At 67.5% G+C, this 13,263-nt stretch carries 15 protein-coding genes; 7 read left to right on the top strand and 8 right to left on the bottom strand.

All coding sequences use genetic code 11. From position 1 onward, the window contains the following. Positions 1–41 precede the first annotated feature (41 nt). Positions 42–1,673: an ATP-binding protein gene (locus ACIQ1T_RS11575; protein ID WP_395944702.1), complete on the top strand. Its 1,632-nt coding sequence runs from the start codon at positions 42–44 to the stop codon at positions 1,671–1,673. Here the strand turns inward: ACIQ1T_RS11575 and ispH are convergent. Continuing rightward, entirely contained in the window at positions 1,645–2,616 is a 972-nt protein-coding gene (ispH, locus tag ACIQ1T_RS11570) for a 4-hydroxy-3-methylbut-2-enyl diphosphate reductase (protein WP_395944701.1), read from the bottom strand. The genes ACIQ1T_RS11575 and ispH overlap by 29 nt on opposite strands. A gap of 238 nt (positions 2,617–2,854) precedes the next feature. Between ispH and ACIQ1T_RS11565 the strand changes: the two genes are divergently transcribed. The 5 genes from ACIQ1T_RS11565 (at position 2,855) to ACIQ1T_RS11545 (ending at position 5,443) form a co-directional block, all read left to right on the top strand. Next, positions 2,855–3,214, top strand: coding sequence for an AtpZ/AtpI family protein (locus tag ACIQ1T_RS11565; RefSeq protein WP_395944700.1), 360 nt, complete (start codon positions 2,855–2,857; stop codon positions 3,212–3,214). Between the two features lie 5 nt (positions 3,215–3,219). Further along, positions 3,220–4,005, top strand: coding sequence for a F0F1 ATP synthase subunit A (locus ACIQ1T_RS11560; protein WP_395944699.1), 786 nt, complete (start codon positions 3,220–3,222; stop codon positions 4,003–4,005). A 57-nt stretch (positions 4,006–4,062) separates the two neighbouring features. Beyond that, entirely contained in the window at positions 4,063–4,287 is a 225-nt protein-coding gene (locus tag ACIQ1T_RS11555) for a F0F1 ATP synthase subunit C (protein ID WP_008261286.1), read from the top strand. A 68-nt stretch (positions 4,288–4,355) separates the two neighbouring features. Continuing rightward, on the top strand, positions 4,356–4,928 hold the full coding sequence (locus ACIQ1T_RS11550) for a hypothetical protein (protein WP_395944698.1): 573 nt from the start codon (positions 4,356–4,358) through the stop codon (positions 4,926–4,928). Beyond that, on the top strand, positions 4,928–5,443 hold the full coding sequence (locus tag ACIQ1T_RS11545) for a F0F1 ATP synthase subunit B (RefSeq protein WP_395944697.1): 516 nt from the start codon (positions 4,928–4,930) through the stop codon (positions 5,441–5,443). The genes ACIQ1T_RS11550 and ACIQ1T_RS11545 overlap by 1 nt, the downstream gene beginning before the upstream one ends. Positions 5,444–5,519: 76 nt before the next feature. On the opposite strand, the gene ACIQ1T_RS11540 is transcribed toward ACIQ1T_RS11545, so the two are convergent. The 3 genes from ACIQ1T_RS11540 to ACIQ1T_RS11530 form a co-directional block, all read right to left on the bottom strand. Next, on the bottom strand, positions 5,520–5,990 hold the full coding sequence (locus tag ACIQ1T_RS11540; protein WP_395944696.1) for a DUF6789 family protein: 471 nt from the start codon (positions 5,988–5,990) through the stop codon (positions 5,520–5,522). 132 nt (positions 5,991–6,122) lie between these two features. Continuing rightward, positions 6,123–6,527 (bottom strand): hypothetical protein, encoded by a 405-nt coding sequence (locus tag ACIQ1T_RS11535; protein WP_395944695.1) that lies wholly within the window; start codon positions 6,525–6,527, stop codon positions 6,123–6,125. Between the two features lie 203 nt (positions 6,528–6,730). After that, positions 6,731–7,669, bottom strand: coding sequence for an SDR family oxidoreductase (locus ACIQ1T_RS11530; RefSeq protein ID WP_395944694.1), 939 nt, complete (start codon positions 7,667–7,669; stop codon positions 6,731–6,733). Positions 7,670–7,740: 71 nt separating this feature from the next. Here ACIQ1T_RS11530 and ACIQ1T_RS11525 point away from each other — a divergent pair, with 71 nt between their 5' ends. Next, positions 7,741–8,346 (top strand): TetR family transcriptional regulator, encoded by a 606-nt coding sequence (locus ACIQ1T_RS11525; RefSeq protein ID WP_395944693.1) that lies wholly within the window; start codon positions 7,741–7,743, stop codon positions 8,344–8,346. Between the two features lie 153 nt (positions 8,347–8,499). On the opposite strand, the gene gcvPB is transcribed toward ACIQ1T_RS11525, so the two are convergent. The 4 genes from gcvPB to gcvT form a co-directional block, all read right to left on the bottom strand. Then, on the bottom strand, positions 8,500–10,068 hold the full coding sequence (gene gcvPB / locus ACIQ1T_RS11520) for an aminomethyl-transferring glycine dehydrogenase subunit GcvPB (RefSeq protein ID WP_395944692.1): 1,569 nt from the start codon (positions 10,066–10,068) through the stop codon (positions 8,500–8,502). A 14-nt stretch (positions 10,069–10,082) separates the two neighbouring features. Continuing rightward, positions 10,083–11,429, bottom strand: coding sequence for an aminomethyl-transferring glycine dehydrogenase subunit GcvPA (gene gcvPA, locus ACIQ1T_RS11515; protein ID WP_395944691.1), 1,347 nt, complete (start codon positions 11,427–11,429; stop codon positions 10,083–10,085). Between the two features lie 143 nt (positions 11,430–11,572). Next, positions 11,573–11,938, bottom strand: a complete 366-nt coding sequence (gene gcvH / locus ACIQ1T_RS11510; RefSeq protein WP_314120914.1) for a glycine cleavage system protein GcvH — start codon at positions 11,936–11,938, stop codon at positions 11,573–11,575. Between the two features lie 169 nt (positions 11,939–12,107). Next, a complete protein-coding gene (gcvT, locus tag ACIQ1T_RS11505) occupies positions 12,108–13,220 on the bottom strand; it encodes a glycine cleavage system aminomethyltransferase GcvT (protein ID WP_395944690.1) in 1,113 nt (370 codons plus the stop codon). Positions 13,221–13,263: the final 43 nt, after the last annotated feature.

Raw genomic sequence — 13,263 nt, 5'->3', positions numbered from 1 at the left:
ATTCATCATGTCTTATCTGACGTCGGGTAAGGCTCGGCGTCATGAGTGGCGTCGCATGGAAGTCTGGCAAGGGCGCCTGGGGGGCGTTCAGGATCGCCGTGATCCTGATGCTGGCGACCGTCATCGGCATGATCGGGGTTCTGGCCATCGTCAGCCGGGGCATCGACGCCCATCAGCGCGAGAAGGAAACGGCCCTGGTCGGCCTGCGGCTGGCGCGGTCGCTGGAAGTCGTCGGCGAGGATCTGACATCCGCCACCGTATGGGACGAGGCCGTCGAGAAGATGCGGGCGCCGACCGACGGCGCCTGGTTCGATCGGTTCCTGGGGGGCTATTACGCGGCCCAGCATCACCATTTGGCCACCCTGGGCTATGACGAGACCGGTCGGTTGGCGAAGGCCAGCCACGGGGGGCAACCGGCGCAGCCGGACGTCCGGGATCCCTTTGCGCAGGCCGCACGTCCCCTGATCGACCGGCTGCGCGCCGAAGCCCAGGGACGGGACCGTTCGACCCACGCCCTGGCGGGCGTTCGCGTGAAGGGCGCCTTTGTCGGTATCGACGGCGCGGTCTATGTGTTGGGGGCCTCCACCATCGTGCGTCACACGGCCGAGGGGCCGACGCCGGCGTCCGATCCGATGGTGGCCTCGTTCAAGCCCTTCCTGCCCGAACTCGCCGTCTTGCAAACCCGTCTGGCGCTGGGCGACCTTCATTTTCAGCCGGGGGCCGCCCCTGCGCCGGACGGCATGGCCGGCGTCCAGGTTCTGGACGCGGCGGGCAAGACCCTGGGTCAAGTCGTCTGGCGGCCCGAGCGACCCGGCTATCAGATCCTGACCGAGGCCGGGCCCTTGTTGCTGCTGTTGTTGGCGGTGCTGACGGTCGGCGGCGGCATGCTGCTGGGGCGGACGGCGTCGGACGTACGTAGCCTGCGCGCTTCGGAAACCGCCCTGTCGGCGGCGCTGGAGCGGGCCGAGGCGGCCAATGCGGCCAAGACGCGCTTCCTGTCCAACGTCAGTCACGAACTGCGGACGCCGCTGAACGGGGTGCTGGGCATGGCCGAGATCATCGGCCAGGATCTGGTCACGCCGAAGCAGCGCGAGCGGCTGGAAATTCTGAAGGCCTCGGGCCACCAGCAGCTGCGGATGATCGAGGAACTGCTGGACGTCGTGCGTCTGGGCGACGGCGCCGTCACCCTGGACGAACGCGCCTTCCGGCCCGACGCCCTGTTGCGCCGCCTGACGTCCGAGAACCGGGGGGCGGCGGCGACCCGGGGGCTGACCCTCAGATTCGAGGCCATGAAGGGCGAATGGCTGGGCGACGCCCTTCATATAGAAAAGCTTCTGTCGGCCCTGATCCACAACGCCATCCGCTTCACCACGACCGGCGGCGTGACGCTGCGCGCCATCGTTCACGACGGCCTGACCTTCGAGGTCCAGGACACCGGGCCGGGCATGACCCGGGCCGAGGCCTCGCGCCTGTTCGAGGCCTTCGCTCAGGGCGACGAGAGCAGCACCCGCGTCGCCGACGGCCTGGGTCTGGGCCTGACGGCCGCCCATGGCCTGGCGCGGCTGATGGGCGGACGGATCGAGGTCGAGAGCACGCCGGGCGTCGGCAGCATCTTCCGCGTCGTTCTGCCGCTGACGGCGGTGGTCAGGTCGTCAGCAGACGCGGCAGCTTGAACGTCACGGTTTCGCGGGCGCCGCCGTCCTCGGTCACCGTGGCGTCGAACCGTTCGGCGATGGCGTCCACCAGGGCCGCGATCAGCGGTTCGGGCGCCGAGGCGCCGGCGGTCACGCCCACGGTCTGAACCCCGTCGAACCAGGTCCAGTCCACTTGAGAGGCGTCATCGACCAGGCGTGCGTCGCGGGCGCCGGCCCGCATGGCCACCTCGACCAGCCGGGCCGAGTTGGACGAGTTCTTGGATCCGACCACCAGCACCAGTTCGCAGCCCTCGCCCAGCACCTTGACCGCGTCCTGGCGGTTGGTCGTGGCGTAGCAGATGTCTTCCTTGTGCGGGTCGGGCAGTTCGGGGAAGCGCCGCTTCAGCACCTTCAGGATACCCGCCGTGTCATCGACGGACAGGGTGGTTTGGGTCGCATAGGCCAGGGGGGCGTCGCCGGGCCGTTCGAATGATTCGGCGTCGGCCTCGGTCTCGATCAGGCTGATGGCGCCCTCGGGCAGCTGGCCCATGGTGCCGATCACCTCCGGGTGGCCGGCGTGGCCGATCAGAATGATGTGGCGGCCGGCGTCATGGTGGCGCTCGGCCTCGACATGGACCTTGGACACCAGGGGGCAGGTGGCGTCGAGGAACAGCAGCTCGCGCGCCCGGGCGTTGGCGGGCACCGACTTGGGCACGCCATGGGCCGAGAAGACGACCGGCCGGTCATCCGGGCATTCGTCCAGTTCCTTGACGAAGATCGCACCCATCGACTTCAGGCGCTCGACCACATGGCGGTTGTGGACGATCTCGTGGCGCACATAGACGGGCGCGCCGAACTTCTCGATCGCCCGCTCGACGATCTGGATGGCCCGATCCACCCCGGCGCAGAAGCCACGCGGCGTCGCCAGCCGCACCGCGATGGGACGGCGTTCAGGCGAGGGGGAGGGCACGTGCATATTCATGTGCGCCAACCTAGTCGTTCGCGCGCCATATCGCCATGCGGAGCGACCGAATCCCGCATATCGGACAGCGACGCATCGCCACGGCCAGGCTGTTTGAGACGAAAGTCTAGGCTGAACAAAGATTTAGCATCCGATCACGACGCCTTGACCAACCGGCCGCTCACGATTAGTTTCCGCGCCGAATTCAGACCCGCCCGGACACATCGTCTGGGCGCTGAACGCACAGGTCCTGTCCCCTATGTCGGAATCGCGCGAAGAGGCGATCAAACGCCTCCAAGACAGCGCATCCGCATTGGAGGCGCGGACGGCGGTGGAGAAGTCCGCCGAACTGACCGGCCACCAGGTGGCGGGACAGGCCTACAAGATCATCGCCGAGCTTCTCGGCGGCGTTTTTGTGGGGCTGGCGTTCGGGGCTATCGCGGATTGGGTCCTTGGGATCCGCCCGTGGGGTTTGATCGGCGGGGTCCTTCTGGGCTTCGCCTTGTCGATTTATATGGCGCGTCGCACAGCCAACCGGCTGATGGCGCAGGCTAAGGCGCAAGGAACGTCGGCTCCGGCCGAACCCTATGTCGAGGCCGACGAAGACGGGGAACGATAGGCTCGATGGCCGATCCGATTCATCAGTTTCAGATTCAGAAGGTCGTCGACCTTCCTGACGTGACCCTGCCTGTCCTGGGCACGGTCGATCTGGCGATCACCAATTCGCATATCGCGATGACGGCCGCCTTCGTGCTGATCGTCGGCTTCCTTGCCGCCGTGACATCCAACGCCCAGGTCGTCCCGGGCCGCCTGCAGTCCGCCGGCGAGGGCCTGTTCGGCCTGATCGACAATCTGGCCGACTCCATCATCGGTCACGATGGTCGCAAGTATTTCCCGTTCGTCTTCACCCTGTTCATCCTGATCCTGGGCATGAACATCCTGGGCCTGTTCCTGACCTTCACGGCGACCTCGCAACTGGCCATCACCGCCACCTTCGCCCTGATCACCTTCGGCCTGGTCCTGGTCGTCGGCTTCGCCAAGAACGGTCTGGGCTTCTTCAAGCTGTTCTGGCCGATGGGCGCGCCGCTGGCGCTGCGCCCGGTCGTCGGCCTGATCGAGTTCGTCTCCTTCCTGCTCCGTCCGGTCACCCTGGCGCTGCGTCTGTTCGGCAACATGCTGGGCGGCCACGTCGCGCTGAAGATCTTCGCCGGCTTCGTCGTGTCCCTGGGCCTGCTGGGCCTGGGCGGCGGCATCGGTCTGCTGGCCTTCCCGGTCGCGGCCCTGTCGCTGGGCATGGTCGTCGCCCTGACCGCCCTGGAGTTCCTCGTGGCCTTCCTTCAGGCCTTCGTCTTCGCCGTTCTGGCCTGCATCTATCTCAATGATGTGGTCAACCTGGACCACGCCCACTAAGGGCCGGACCAGTCTCTTCACCCCAACCACCAACGACTTTAATCTAGGAATACAATCATGGACGCTGAAGCCGCGAAGTACATCGGCGCTGGTCTCGCCACCCTGGGCATGATCGGTTCGGCCCTGGGCGTGGGCAACATCTTCGGCCAGTTCCTGGCCGGCGCCCTGCGCAACCCGTCGGCCGCCGCCGGCCAAGTCGGCAACCTGTTCGTCGGCGCCGCCCTGGCCGAAGCCCTGGGCATCCTGGCCTTCGTGCTCGGCATCCTGATGATCTTCGGCTGATACCAGCCGATACCGGCGCGCGGGGTTCGCCCGCGCGCCGTTTCATCTGATCCTGCAGTAGACGGTTCATGGCCAGCACCCACACCATCGACGCGGTCCCCCCTTCGGTCGAAGCGGACCTGCACGCCGAGACGGCGACCGCCGCCGAGCACGGCTCGGGCGGCCTGCCGCAATTCCAGTTCGAACACTGGGCGGGCCAGATCGGCTATCTGCTGATCCTGTTCGTCGTCCTGTACGTCCTGGTCTCCAAGGTCTTCGCGCCGCGCCTTCGCAAGGTGATGGACGAACGGGCCGACACCATTTCCAACGCCGTGGCCACCGCGCGTCAGGTCCAGGCCGAGGCCGCCGACCAGGCCGCCCAGGCCCAGGCCGAGGTCGCCAAGGCCCGCGCCGACGCCCGCGCCATGGCCGCCGCCGCCAAGGCCCGCGTCACGGAAGACGCCAACGCCCGTCAGGCTGCGGAAGAAGCCGTGGTCAACGCCCGCATCGCCGAGGCCGAGGCTGCGATCGCCAAGACTCGCGACGCCGCCATGGCCAATGTCTCGACCATCGCCGCTGACGCCACCGCCGCCATGGTTGAGCGCCTGACCGGCAAGGCCGCGACCGCAGCCGAGCTCGCCGCCGTCAAGGGAGCCGCCTGATGAACCTGATCTTCGAACACGGCATCTGGAGCTTCGCCAATGCGGAGATCTGGGTCGGCATCGGTCTGATCCTGTTCTTCGGCATTCTGGTCGCCGTCGGCGTGCCGAAGATGGCCGCCGCCGCCCTGGACGCCAAGGGCGCCAAGATCCAGGCCGATCTGGACGAGGCCGCCCGTCTGCGCGCCGAGGCCGAGGCCCTGCTGGCCCAGATCCGCAAGGAGAAGGCCGAGGCCGAGGCCCAGGCCGCCGAGATGATGGCCCAGGCGGAAGCCGACGCCCGTCGTCTGGAAGTCGAATCCAAGGCCAAGCTGGAAGAGACCCTCGCCCGTCGCCAGAAGATGGCCGAAACCCGTATCGCCCAGGCCGAGGCGCAAGCCTCCGCCGAGGTGAAGGGCGCCGCCGCCGACTTGGCCGCCAAGGCCGCCGAACAGATCCTGACCGCCCGCCTCGCCGGGAACGCCAAGGATCCGCTGCTGGACGCCGCCATCGCCCAGATCGGCGATCGCCTGAACTGACATCCGGCCTGACCGGCGAACAAAAAAAGGGCCCCGGCGTCGTCGGGGCCCTTTTCTTATGCGTGTACGATTGCGCTCAGTGCGCGGGGGCTCCGCCCACGAAGTCGGCGGCGTGGCGCTTTTCGCGCGTCACCAGCCGGGCATAGACATTGCCCAGGACTATGCCGAACACCGCATGGGTGACCAGCAGCCAGGCGATGGTGCCGAAGCCGGAGCCGGCCGTGAAGGTCCGGTAGTTTCCGAACATCACTATGGCGGCCATCATCACCAGCCAGGCGCCGACGGCGAAGACGATGCCCTTGGTCTCGGGCGTGTCGGTCGGCAGGCGGGGACACAGGACCGCGAACAACGGCCCCAGGATGAAGATCCCGCTGACGACATGGATGGCCCAGCCGACGGCCAGGTTGCCCGGCATGCCGATCATGCTGGCGATGACCCCCTGGAAGGGATCGAACCAGTTGAGGAACATGTTCGGGATCTCAAGCAAGGAAACGGCCACGGTCGCGGCGACGCCCGCGATCAGACCCTTTTGTACGCGTGACATCATGACCTTAGCGCCTCCCAACGCTTTAGTGGTTCTCTGATAACGCCCACACAGGATACGCCTGACCGGGGAGGACGGCGTTCACGTTCCTGTGGTTAGCGGTTGCGGCATCGCAACCGCGAAATCGTTCGCTAACTAGCGGAACATCTTCCGGAAATACCGGCGCAGACCCTTGCGGCCGCGGGTCAGGCGGCGACGCGACCGTTTCAGCACCATCTTTTCGGCGCGCAGGGCCTGCTGCCAGAAGACCGGGGCGAACTCGGGCTTCTTCCGCATGAGTCGGCGGAAGGGATAGATCCACTTGGGTCGGGCGTACTGGGCGCGGATGAACTGACGCTTGGCCCAGAAAGAGCTTTTCAGGATCAGCATCAGGCCGACGGCAATGACGGGAACGCCGCCGGGGCCGGGCAGGGGGGCGATCAGTATGCCCAGCAACACCACGAACAGGCCGCCCGCCATCAACGCCCAGCGCTTCACCGTCCGCAGCGTGCGGCTGCGAGGCTTGGACGGCTGGAAGAGGGCGAGGGGTGCGTAGGTCACGGATGCGCCAGATGGGGAGGAGGTTGGCCTGTGACAACGACCGCCACGTCCGACCGATCCCCTGTGATCAAAGGAAAGGTCGACCGTGGCGAGGCTGCCACATCCGCATATCCTCCCGAACTGGTGGCCGATCCATGTCCAAGGCATGAAGCTTTGGTCATGATCCGACACCGGTCGCGAATGTTGCCGTCAGGCCACGGAAATCAGCTCCAGCAGACGCCTGTCAGGGTTTCCGAGGCCTCCCACAGGCGGCGGGCGACGTCGGGGTCCAGCGCCTGGGACTTGATGACGGCGCGGCCTGGCCGCCCGGTCGATTCCTGGAAGCCCGTCGGGCCGTAGTAACCGGCGGGTGCGACCTGGGGCAGGGTGGCGGCCATCAGGATCGGCAGGGCGCCGTCGGCGGCCGAATGGCTGGCGACCACCGAAAGCAGCCGCGCCACGCGGGCGAACAGACCGGTGCGACCATCGACGGCGCCATTGGCGATCAGGTCGGTGCGGGCGAAGCCGGGGTGGGCCGCGACGCTGGTCAGCCCCCAGTCCTGGGCGTCGCTGCGACGCTGCAACTCGATGGCGAACATCAGCATGGCCAGTTTCGACTGCTGATAGACCGGCCACGGGCTGTACCCCTGCGCGTGGTTGAGGTCGTTCTGGCGGATGCGCCCGCCACGGTGCGCCATGCTCGACAACTGCACCACGCGCGCGCCTTCCTCCCGCGTCGGGCCGGCCGCCAGCAGGGGCAGCAGACGGCCGGTCAGGGCGAAGTGGGACAGGTAGTTTGTGCCGAACTGCAGCTCGAACCCGTCGACGGTCGTGTGGCGCGTCGGCACGGCCATGACGCCGGCGTTGTTGATCAGGATGTCGATGGGCCGTCCCGCCGCCAGATGCCGATCAGCGAAGGCGGCGACTGAGGCCAGATCGGCGAGGTCCAGCAGGTCGAACCTCACATCGGCGCCCGGATGACGGGCGCGGATCAGCCGTTCGGCCTCGGCGCCCTTCTGCGGATTGCGCCCGGCCAGCACCACCTCGGCGCCCTTTGCGGCCAGCACCAGGGCGGTCTCCAGCCCCAGTCCGCCGGTCGCGCCTGTGATGACGGCCAGCTTGCCGCTCTGGTCCGGAATATCGGCTGTCGTCCACGTCGTCATTGGCGCTATCCTATTTCCGAAGAGACTAGCCTCGAAAGGCTCCGGCTTGCATATCTGCATCCGGTGCAAATATGCAAGAAGTGCAAGATAACATTTTCCCCAGTGAACCCGGCCTGCGCGCGCGCAAGCGTCAGGAGACGCACGCCCGGATCCAGGCCGAAGCCATGCGGCTGTTCATCGACAGGGGTTTCGAGGCCACGACCCTGGACGAGGTCGCGGCGGCGGCGGACGTGTCGCGCCGCACCCTGCTGAACTATTTCGGCTCGAAGGAGGAGATCGTCCTCTCGACCAAGGCGGACTTTCCGCAACTGATCGTGGACGCCGTGGCGGGCCGCCCCAGGGACGAGCCGCTTCTGGACATGGTCGAGGGCGCTTTGGGCGAGGTCGCGGCCCGGTTCCAGACGCCCGAGACCCTGGCCCTGACTCGTCTGATCCACGAGACGCCCAGCCTGCAGGCCGGCGACCACGCCAAATACGAACGGGTGGAGCGCGTGCTGGCCCAGGCCCTGGCGGCGCGCAAGGAACTGGCGCCGGACGACGTCGCCTGCCGGGTCGTGGCCGGAACGGCCGTCAGCATCATGAAACTGGCCGGAGAGGCCTGGTTGGCCCATCCGGAGCAGGGGCCGGAGATGTTCGGGCGTGAAGCCTTCGCGGCCTTGCGGCGGGTCGCGGGCTAGAGATCGCAACCATTCAAGATCGTCATCCTCGCCCTTGTGGCGAGGATCCATACTTCCGTTGCGTCCACAGGGCGCACGGCCTTCAAAAACCGGGAGTATGGATCCCAGGGACAAGCCCTGGGATGACGGAAGTGAATAGCGAGCGAGTCCGCCTCAGGCCGCCTGGTTGGAACCCGCCGGAGCGGACCAGCGCAGCACCGGCGAGCGGGCCGCGCGGGTTTCGTCCAGACGACGCAGCGGGGCGTGGAAGGGCGCGCCCTTGAAACGATCTACGTCGCCGGCCTTGGCGGCTTCGGCCAGCAGGCGCATGGCCTCGATGAAGCGGTCCAGTTCGGCCTTGGACTCGGTTTCGGTCGGCTCGATCAACATCGCCCCATGGACGACCAGCGGGAAATACATGGTCATCGGGTGGAAGCCCTCGTCGATCATCGCCTTGGCGAAGTCGAGCGTGGTGATGTCCGTGCCCTTCAGCCATTCGTCGTCGAACAGGGCCTCGTGCATGCAGGGGCCGTCGGGGAAGGCCGGGCTCATCAGGTCCGACAGGCGGGCCTTGATGTAGTTGGCGTTCAGCACCGCGTCCTCGGCGACCTGGCGCAGGCCGTCCGAACCGTGGCTCATCATGTAGGACAGGGCGCGGACATACATGCCCATCTGGCCCTGGAAGGCGCACAGACGGCCGAAGGCCTGGGCGGCCTCGTCTTCCTCGCGCTCGACCAGCTTGTAGCCATTCTGGTCATGCACCACCCAGGGGGCGGGCGCGAAGGGCGCCAGGGCTTCCGACAGCACCACCGGACCGGCGCCCGGACCGCCGCCGCCGTGCGGCGTCGAGAAGGTCTTGTGCAGGTTGATGTGCATGGCGTCGACGCCCAGGTCGCCCGGGCGGACCCGGCCGACGATGGCGTTGAAGTTGGCGCCGTCGCAGTAGAAATAGGCGCCCGCCTCGTGCGTCAGGCGGCTGATCTCCAGGATGTCGCGCTCGAACAGGCCGCAGGTGTTGGGGTTGGTCACCATGATGGCGGCGACGTCGTCGCCCAGCTTGGCCGCCAGATCGGCCACGTCCACGCGGCCGTCCTCGGTCTGGGCGACCTCGACGACCGAATAGCCGACGAAGGCGGCCGTGGCCGGGTTAGTGCCGTGGGCGCTGGTCGGGACCAGGACCTTGCGGCGCTTCTCATGCTGGCCAGAGGCCTCGTGGGCGGCGCGGATAGCCATCAGGCCGCACAGTTCGCCGTGCGCGCCCGCCTTGGGCGACAGGGCGACGGCGGGCATTCCGGTCAGGGTCTTCAGCCAGTGGGCCAGGGTGTCCATCAGCTCCAGCGCGCCCTGCACCGTCGAGATGGGCTGCAGCGGGTGGATGTCCGAGAAGCCGGGTAGGCGGGCCATCTTCTCGTTCAGGCGCGGGTTGTGCTTCATCGTGCACGAGCCCAGCGGGTAGATGGCCAGGTCGATGGCGTGGTTCTTCTGCGACAGGCGCACATAGTGGCGCATGGCTTCCGGCTCCGACAGGCCGGGCAGGCCGATCGGATCCTTGCGGACCAGATCGCCCAGGTCCGAGGCGTCGGTCTTGGGTTCCGGCAGGTCGACGCCGGTCTTGCCCCAGCCTTCGCCCTCGAAGATCAGGGCTTCATTCTGCAGCAGGCCGCGGCCGCCGGTCAGGGTGGCGGGCTTCGAGGCGACCTGGTTCGGGGCGGTCGGGCGGCCGACGGTGTTCATGGTGCTCATGGTCTTGTCTCCGCTCAGGCCGCCAGCACCTTGGCGAGCACGCTCGCCAGGAACTTGATGTCGTGATCCAGGGTGGTCTCGGTCGCGGCGACCAGCAGGACGTCGTCCATGCCGGCGTCCGGCGCCAGCCGGCTGTAGGGCACGCCCGCCAGGATGTGATGGCCGGCCAGGGTGTCCACGACCTCGGCCGCGTTCTTGGGCAGGCGCACCGCGAACTCGTTGAAGAAGCGGTCGGTCAGGATCTCGACGCCGGGAATGGCGGCCAGGGCGTCGCGGGTGGCGACGGCCTTCTCGTGGTTCAGCAGGGCCAGTTTGCGCAGGCCCGTCTCGCCCAGCAGGCTCATGTGGATGGTGAAGGCCAGGGTGCAGAGACCCGAGTTGGTGCAGATGTTCGACGTCGCCTTGTCGCGGCGGATGTGCTGTTCGCGGGTCGACAGGGTCAGGACGAAGCCGCGCTCGCCGTCGGCGTCCACGGTCTCGCCGGTCAGGCGGCCGGGCATCTGGCGGATCAGCTTCTCGCGGGTGGCGAACAGGCCGACATAGGGGCCGCCGAAGTTCAGGGCGTTGCCGATCGACTGGCCCTCGGCCGCGACGATGTCGGCGCCCATTTCGCCGGGCGATTTCAGCAGGCCCATCGACACGGCTTCCGTCACCACGACGATCAGCAGGGCGCCGGCGGCGTGGGCGGCCTCGGCGATCTTGGTCACGTCGGTGGCGGTGCCGAAGACGTTGGGGGTCTGGACGACGACACAGGCGGTGTCGGGACCGATCTGGTCGATCACGGCGGCCTCGGCGTCGACGGCGGCGGGCAGGGCCTGGGTCTCGACGCCGACGGCGTGGACCACGGTCTCGGTCGCCTTGACGTAGTGGGGGTGGACGCCGCCCGAGATGATCGCCTTGTTGCGGCGGGTCACGCGGGTCGCCATCAGCACGCCCTCGGCCATGGCGGTCGAACCGTCATAGAGGCTGGCGTTGGCCACCGGCATTCCGGTCAGGTTCGCGACCTGAGTCTGGAACTCGTACAGGTATTGCAGCGTCCCCTGCGCGATTTCCGGCTGGTAGGGGGTGTAGCTGGTCAGGAATTCCGACCGCTGGATCACATGGTCCACGGTGGCCGGGACATGGTGCTTGTAGGCGCCCGCGCCGCAGAAGAAGGGCACGGCGCCGGCCGTGGCGTTCTTGGCGGCCATGGCGGACAGGGCGCGTTCGACCTCCAGCTCGCCCGCGACGCGGGGCAGGTCCACGGGGCCGTCCAGACGCGCGCTCTCGGGCACGTCCACGAACAGGTCGTCGATGGATTTCGCGCCGATGGCGGCGAGCATCGCCGTGCGGTCGTCGGGCGTCAGGGGGAGGTAACGCATTTTCTAATCCGCTCATCCCCGCGAAAGCGGGGACCTAGTGCTTTGGGCGACCGATGTGGCCGGAGGAGTTTCCGCCCATCCCAGCACTGTTCTCGCGAAAGAACTGGGTCCCCGCTTTCGCGGGGATGAGCGGAAGAGGAAAATCAGAGGGTGGCGAGGAAGGCGTCGTAGGCGGCCTGGTCCATCAGGGCGTCCAGTTCCGAGGCGTCCGACACCTTGATCTTGGCGAACCAGCCGTCGGCCTCGGCGGCCGAGTTGACGGTTTCCGGGGCGGTCGACAGGGCGTCGTTGGCCTCGATCACCTCGCCCGAGACGGGAGCATAGACGTCCGAGGCGGCCTTGACGCTCTCGACCACGGCGAAGCTGTCGCCCTTGGAGACGGTCTTGCCGACTTCCGGCACTTCAACGAACACCACGTCGCCCAGGGCGTCGGCGGCGTGTTTGGAGATGCCGACGGTGGCGATGTCGCCGTCCAGGCTGACCCACTCGTGATCCTTGGTGAACTTCATCTGTCTGTCCTCGCAAGACCCGCCAGGCGGCGGTCTGATTGTCTAACTCGTCATCCTAGGCCTTGTGCCTAGGATCCAGACTCCCGGTGTCGGAAGTCGTGATCCGACGGCGGGCGTCGGTGTTTCTGGATCCTGGGCACAAGGCCCAGGATGACGGAAGGAGAGGGCGTTACGCCTTCGGCTTCCGGTAATAACGTTGCGCCACGAAGGGCATGGCGACGACCTCGGCGGCGGCGGTCTTGCCGCGCACGATGACCTTCAGATCCGTGCCCAGCGCAGCGAAGGCCGGGGGGACGAAGCCCATGGCGATGTTCTTGCCCAGGGTCGGCGAGGGGCCGCCCGAGGTGACCTTGCCGATGACATTGCCGTCTGCGTCGGCGATCTCGGCGCCTTCGCGGGCCGGGGCGCCCTCCTTGACGATCAGGCCGACGCGGACGCGCGACGGGCCTTCAGTCAGTTCCTTCAGGATGCGCTCGGCGCCGGCGAAGTCCGCGCGTTCCTTGCGCGACTTGGACAGGGCGAAGGTCAGGGCGCCTTCGACCGGGCTGGTGGTCGGGTCGATGTCGTGGCCATGCAGCGGCAGACCGGCTTCTAGCCGCAGGCTGTCGCGAGCGCCCAGGCCGATCGGCTTGACGCGAGCGTCTTCCAGAATCGTGCTCCAGACCCACTCGGCCTGGTCGGCCGGGACTGAAATCTCGTAGCCGTCCTCGCCGGTGTAGCCCGAGCGCGAGACATAGCAGTCGACGCCGAACAGCATCAGCCGGGCGCATTCCATGAAGCCCATCTCGGCAAGGATCGGCTCGTGGGCGGCCATGACCTCGGCGGCCTCCGGTCCCTGGATGGCGATCAGGGCGCGGTCCAGCACGGTCAGCTTGGCGTCGCCTTCCAGGTTCGCGTCCCAGAAGGCGAAGTCCTCGTCCTTGTTGCCGGCGTTGACGACGACGAACAGGCCGTCATGGTCGGGGCGGCCGGCCATCAGGTCGTCGATGACGCCGCCCTCGGCGTTCAGCAGCAGCGAATATTTCTGCTTGCCGGCCTTCAGGATTTCGTAGTCGCCGGGCACGAACCGCTCGAACTGGGCGGTGGCGTCGGCGCCGGTGATCTTGCACTGGCCCATGTGCGAGACGTCGAACAGGCCGGCGTGTTCGCGGGTCCAGCGGTGTTCGGCCAGGACGCCCTCATATTGAACCGGCATGTCGTAGCCGCCGAAGCCCACCATGCGAGCTCCCAGGGCGCGGTGCGCGGCGTTCAGGGGCGTGGTCTTCAGAGCTTGGTCGGTCATGGTTCAGGCTTTCGCGGTCGCGTGTTGTGGCGGAGCTCCGCCG

The sequence above is a fragment of the Brevundimonas sp. genome (assembly GCF_044336875.1).
Classification (GTDB): domain Bacteria; phylum Pseudomonadota; class Alphaproteobacteria; order Caulobacterales; family Caulobacteraceae; genus Brevundimonas.
Note: the sequence above shows the minus strand (reverse complement) of the source record. Positions and strands in the feature narration are given on the sequence as shown.

Coding starts and splice junctions, on each gene's coding strand:
- ACIQ1T_RS11530 (WP_395944694.1), bottom strand. CDS start 7,669: ATGACGACGTGGACGACAGCCGATATTCCGGACCAGAGCGGCAAGCTG.
- ACIQ1T_RS11540 (WP_395944696.1), bottom strand. CDS start 5,990: ATGATGTCACGCGTACAAAAGGGTCTGATCGCGGGCGTCGCCGCGACC.
- ACIQ1T_RS11560 (WP_395944699.1), top strand. CDS start 3,220: ATGGCCGATCCGATTCATCAGTTTCAGATTCAGAAGGTCGTCGACCTT.
- ACIQ1T_RS11545 (WP_395944697.1), top strand. CDS start 4,928: ATGAACCTGATCTTCGAACACGGCATCTGGAGCTTCGCCAATGCGGAG.
- ACIQ1T_RS11550 (WP_395944698.1), top strand. CDS start 4,356: ATGGCCAGCACCCACACCATCGACGCGGTCCCCCCTTCGGTCGAAGCG.
- gcvPA (WP_395944691.1), bottom strand. CDS start 11,429: ATGCGTTACCTCCCCCTGACGCCCGACGACCGCACGGCGATGCTCGCC.
- ispH (WP_395944701.1), bottom strand. CDS start 2,616: ATGAATATGCACGTGCCCTCCCCCTCGCCTGAACGCCGTCCCATCGCG.
- gcvH (WP_314120914.1), bottom strand. CDS start 11,938: ATGAAGTTCACCAAGGATCACGAGTGGGTCAGCCTGGACGGCGACATC.
- gcvPB (WP_395944692.1), bottom strand. CDS start 10,068: ATGAGCACCATGAACACCGTCGGCCGCCCGACCGCCCCGAACCAGGTC.
- gcvT (WP_395944690.1), bottom strand. CDS start 13,220: ATGACCGACCAAGCTCTGAAGACCACGCCCCTGAACGCCGCGCACCGC.
- ACIQ1T_RS11565 (WP_395944700.1), top strand. CDS start 2,855: ATGTCGGAATCGCGCGAAGAGGCGATCAAACGCCTCCAAGACAGCGCA.
- ACIQ1T_RS11525 (WP_395944693.1), top strand. CDS start 7,741: ATGCAAGAAGTGCAAGATAACATTTTCCCCAGTGAACCCGGCCTGCGC.
- ACIQ1T_RS11555 (WP_008261286.1), top strand. CDS start 4,063: ATGGACGCTGAAGCCGCGAAGTACATCGGCGCTGGTCTCGCCACCCTG.
- ACIQ1T_RS11575 (WP_395944702.1), top strand. CDS start 42: ATGAGTGGCGTCGCATGGAAGTCTGGCAAGGGCGCCTGGGGGGCGTTC.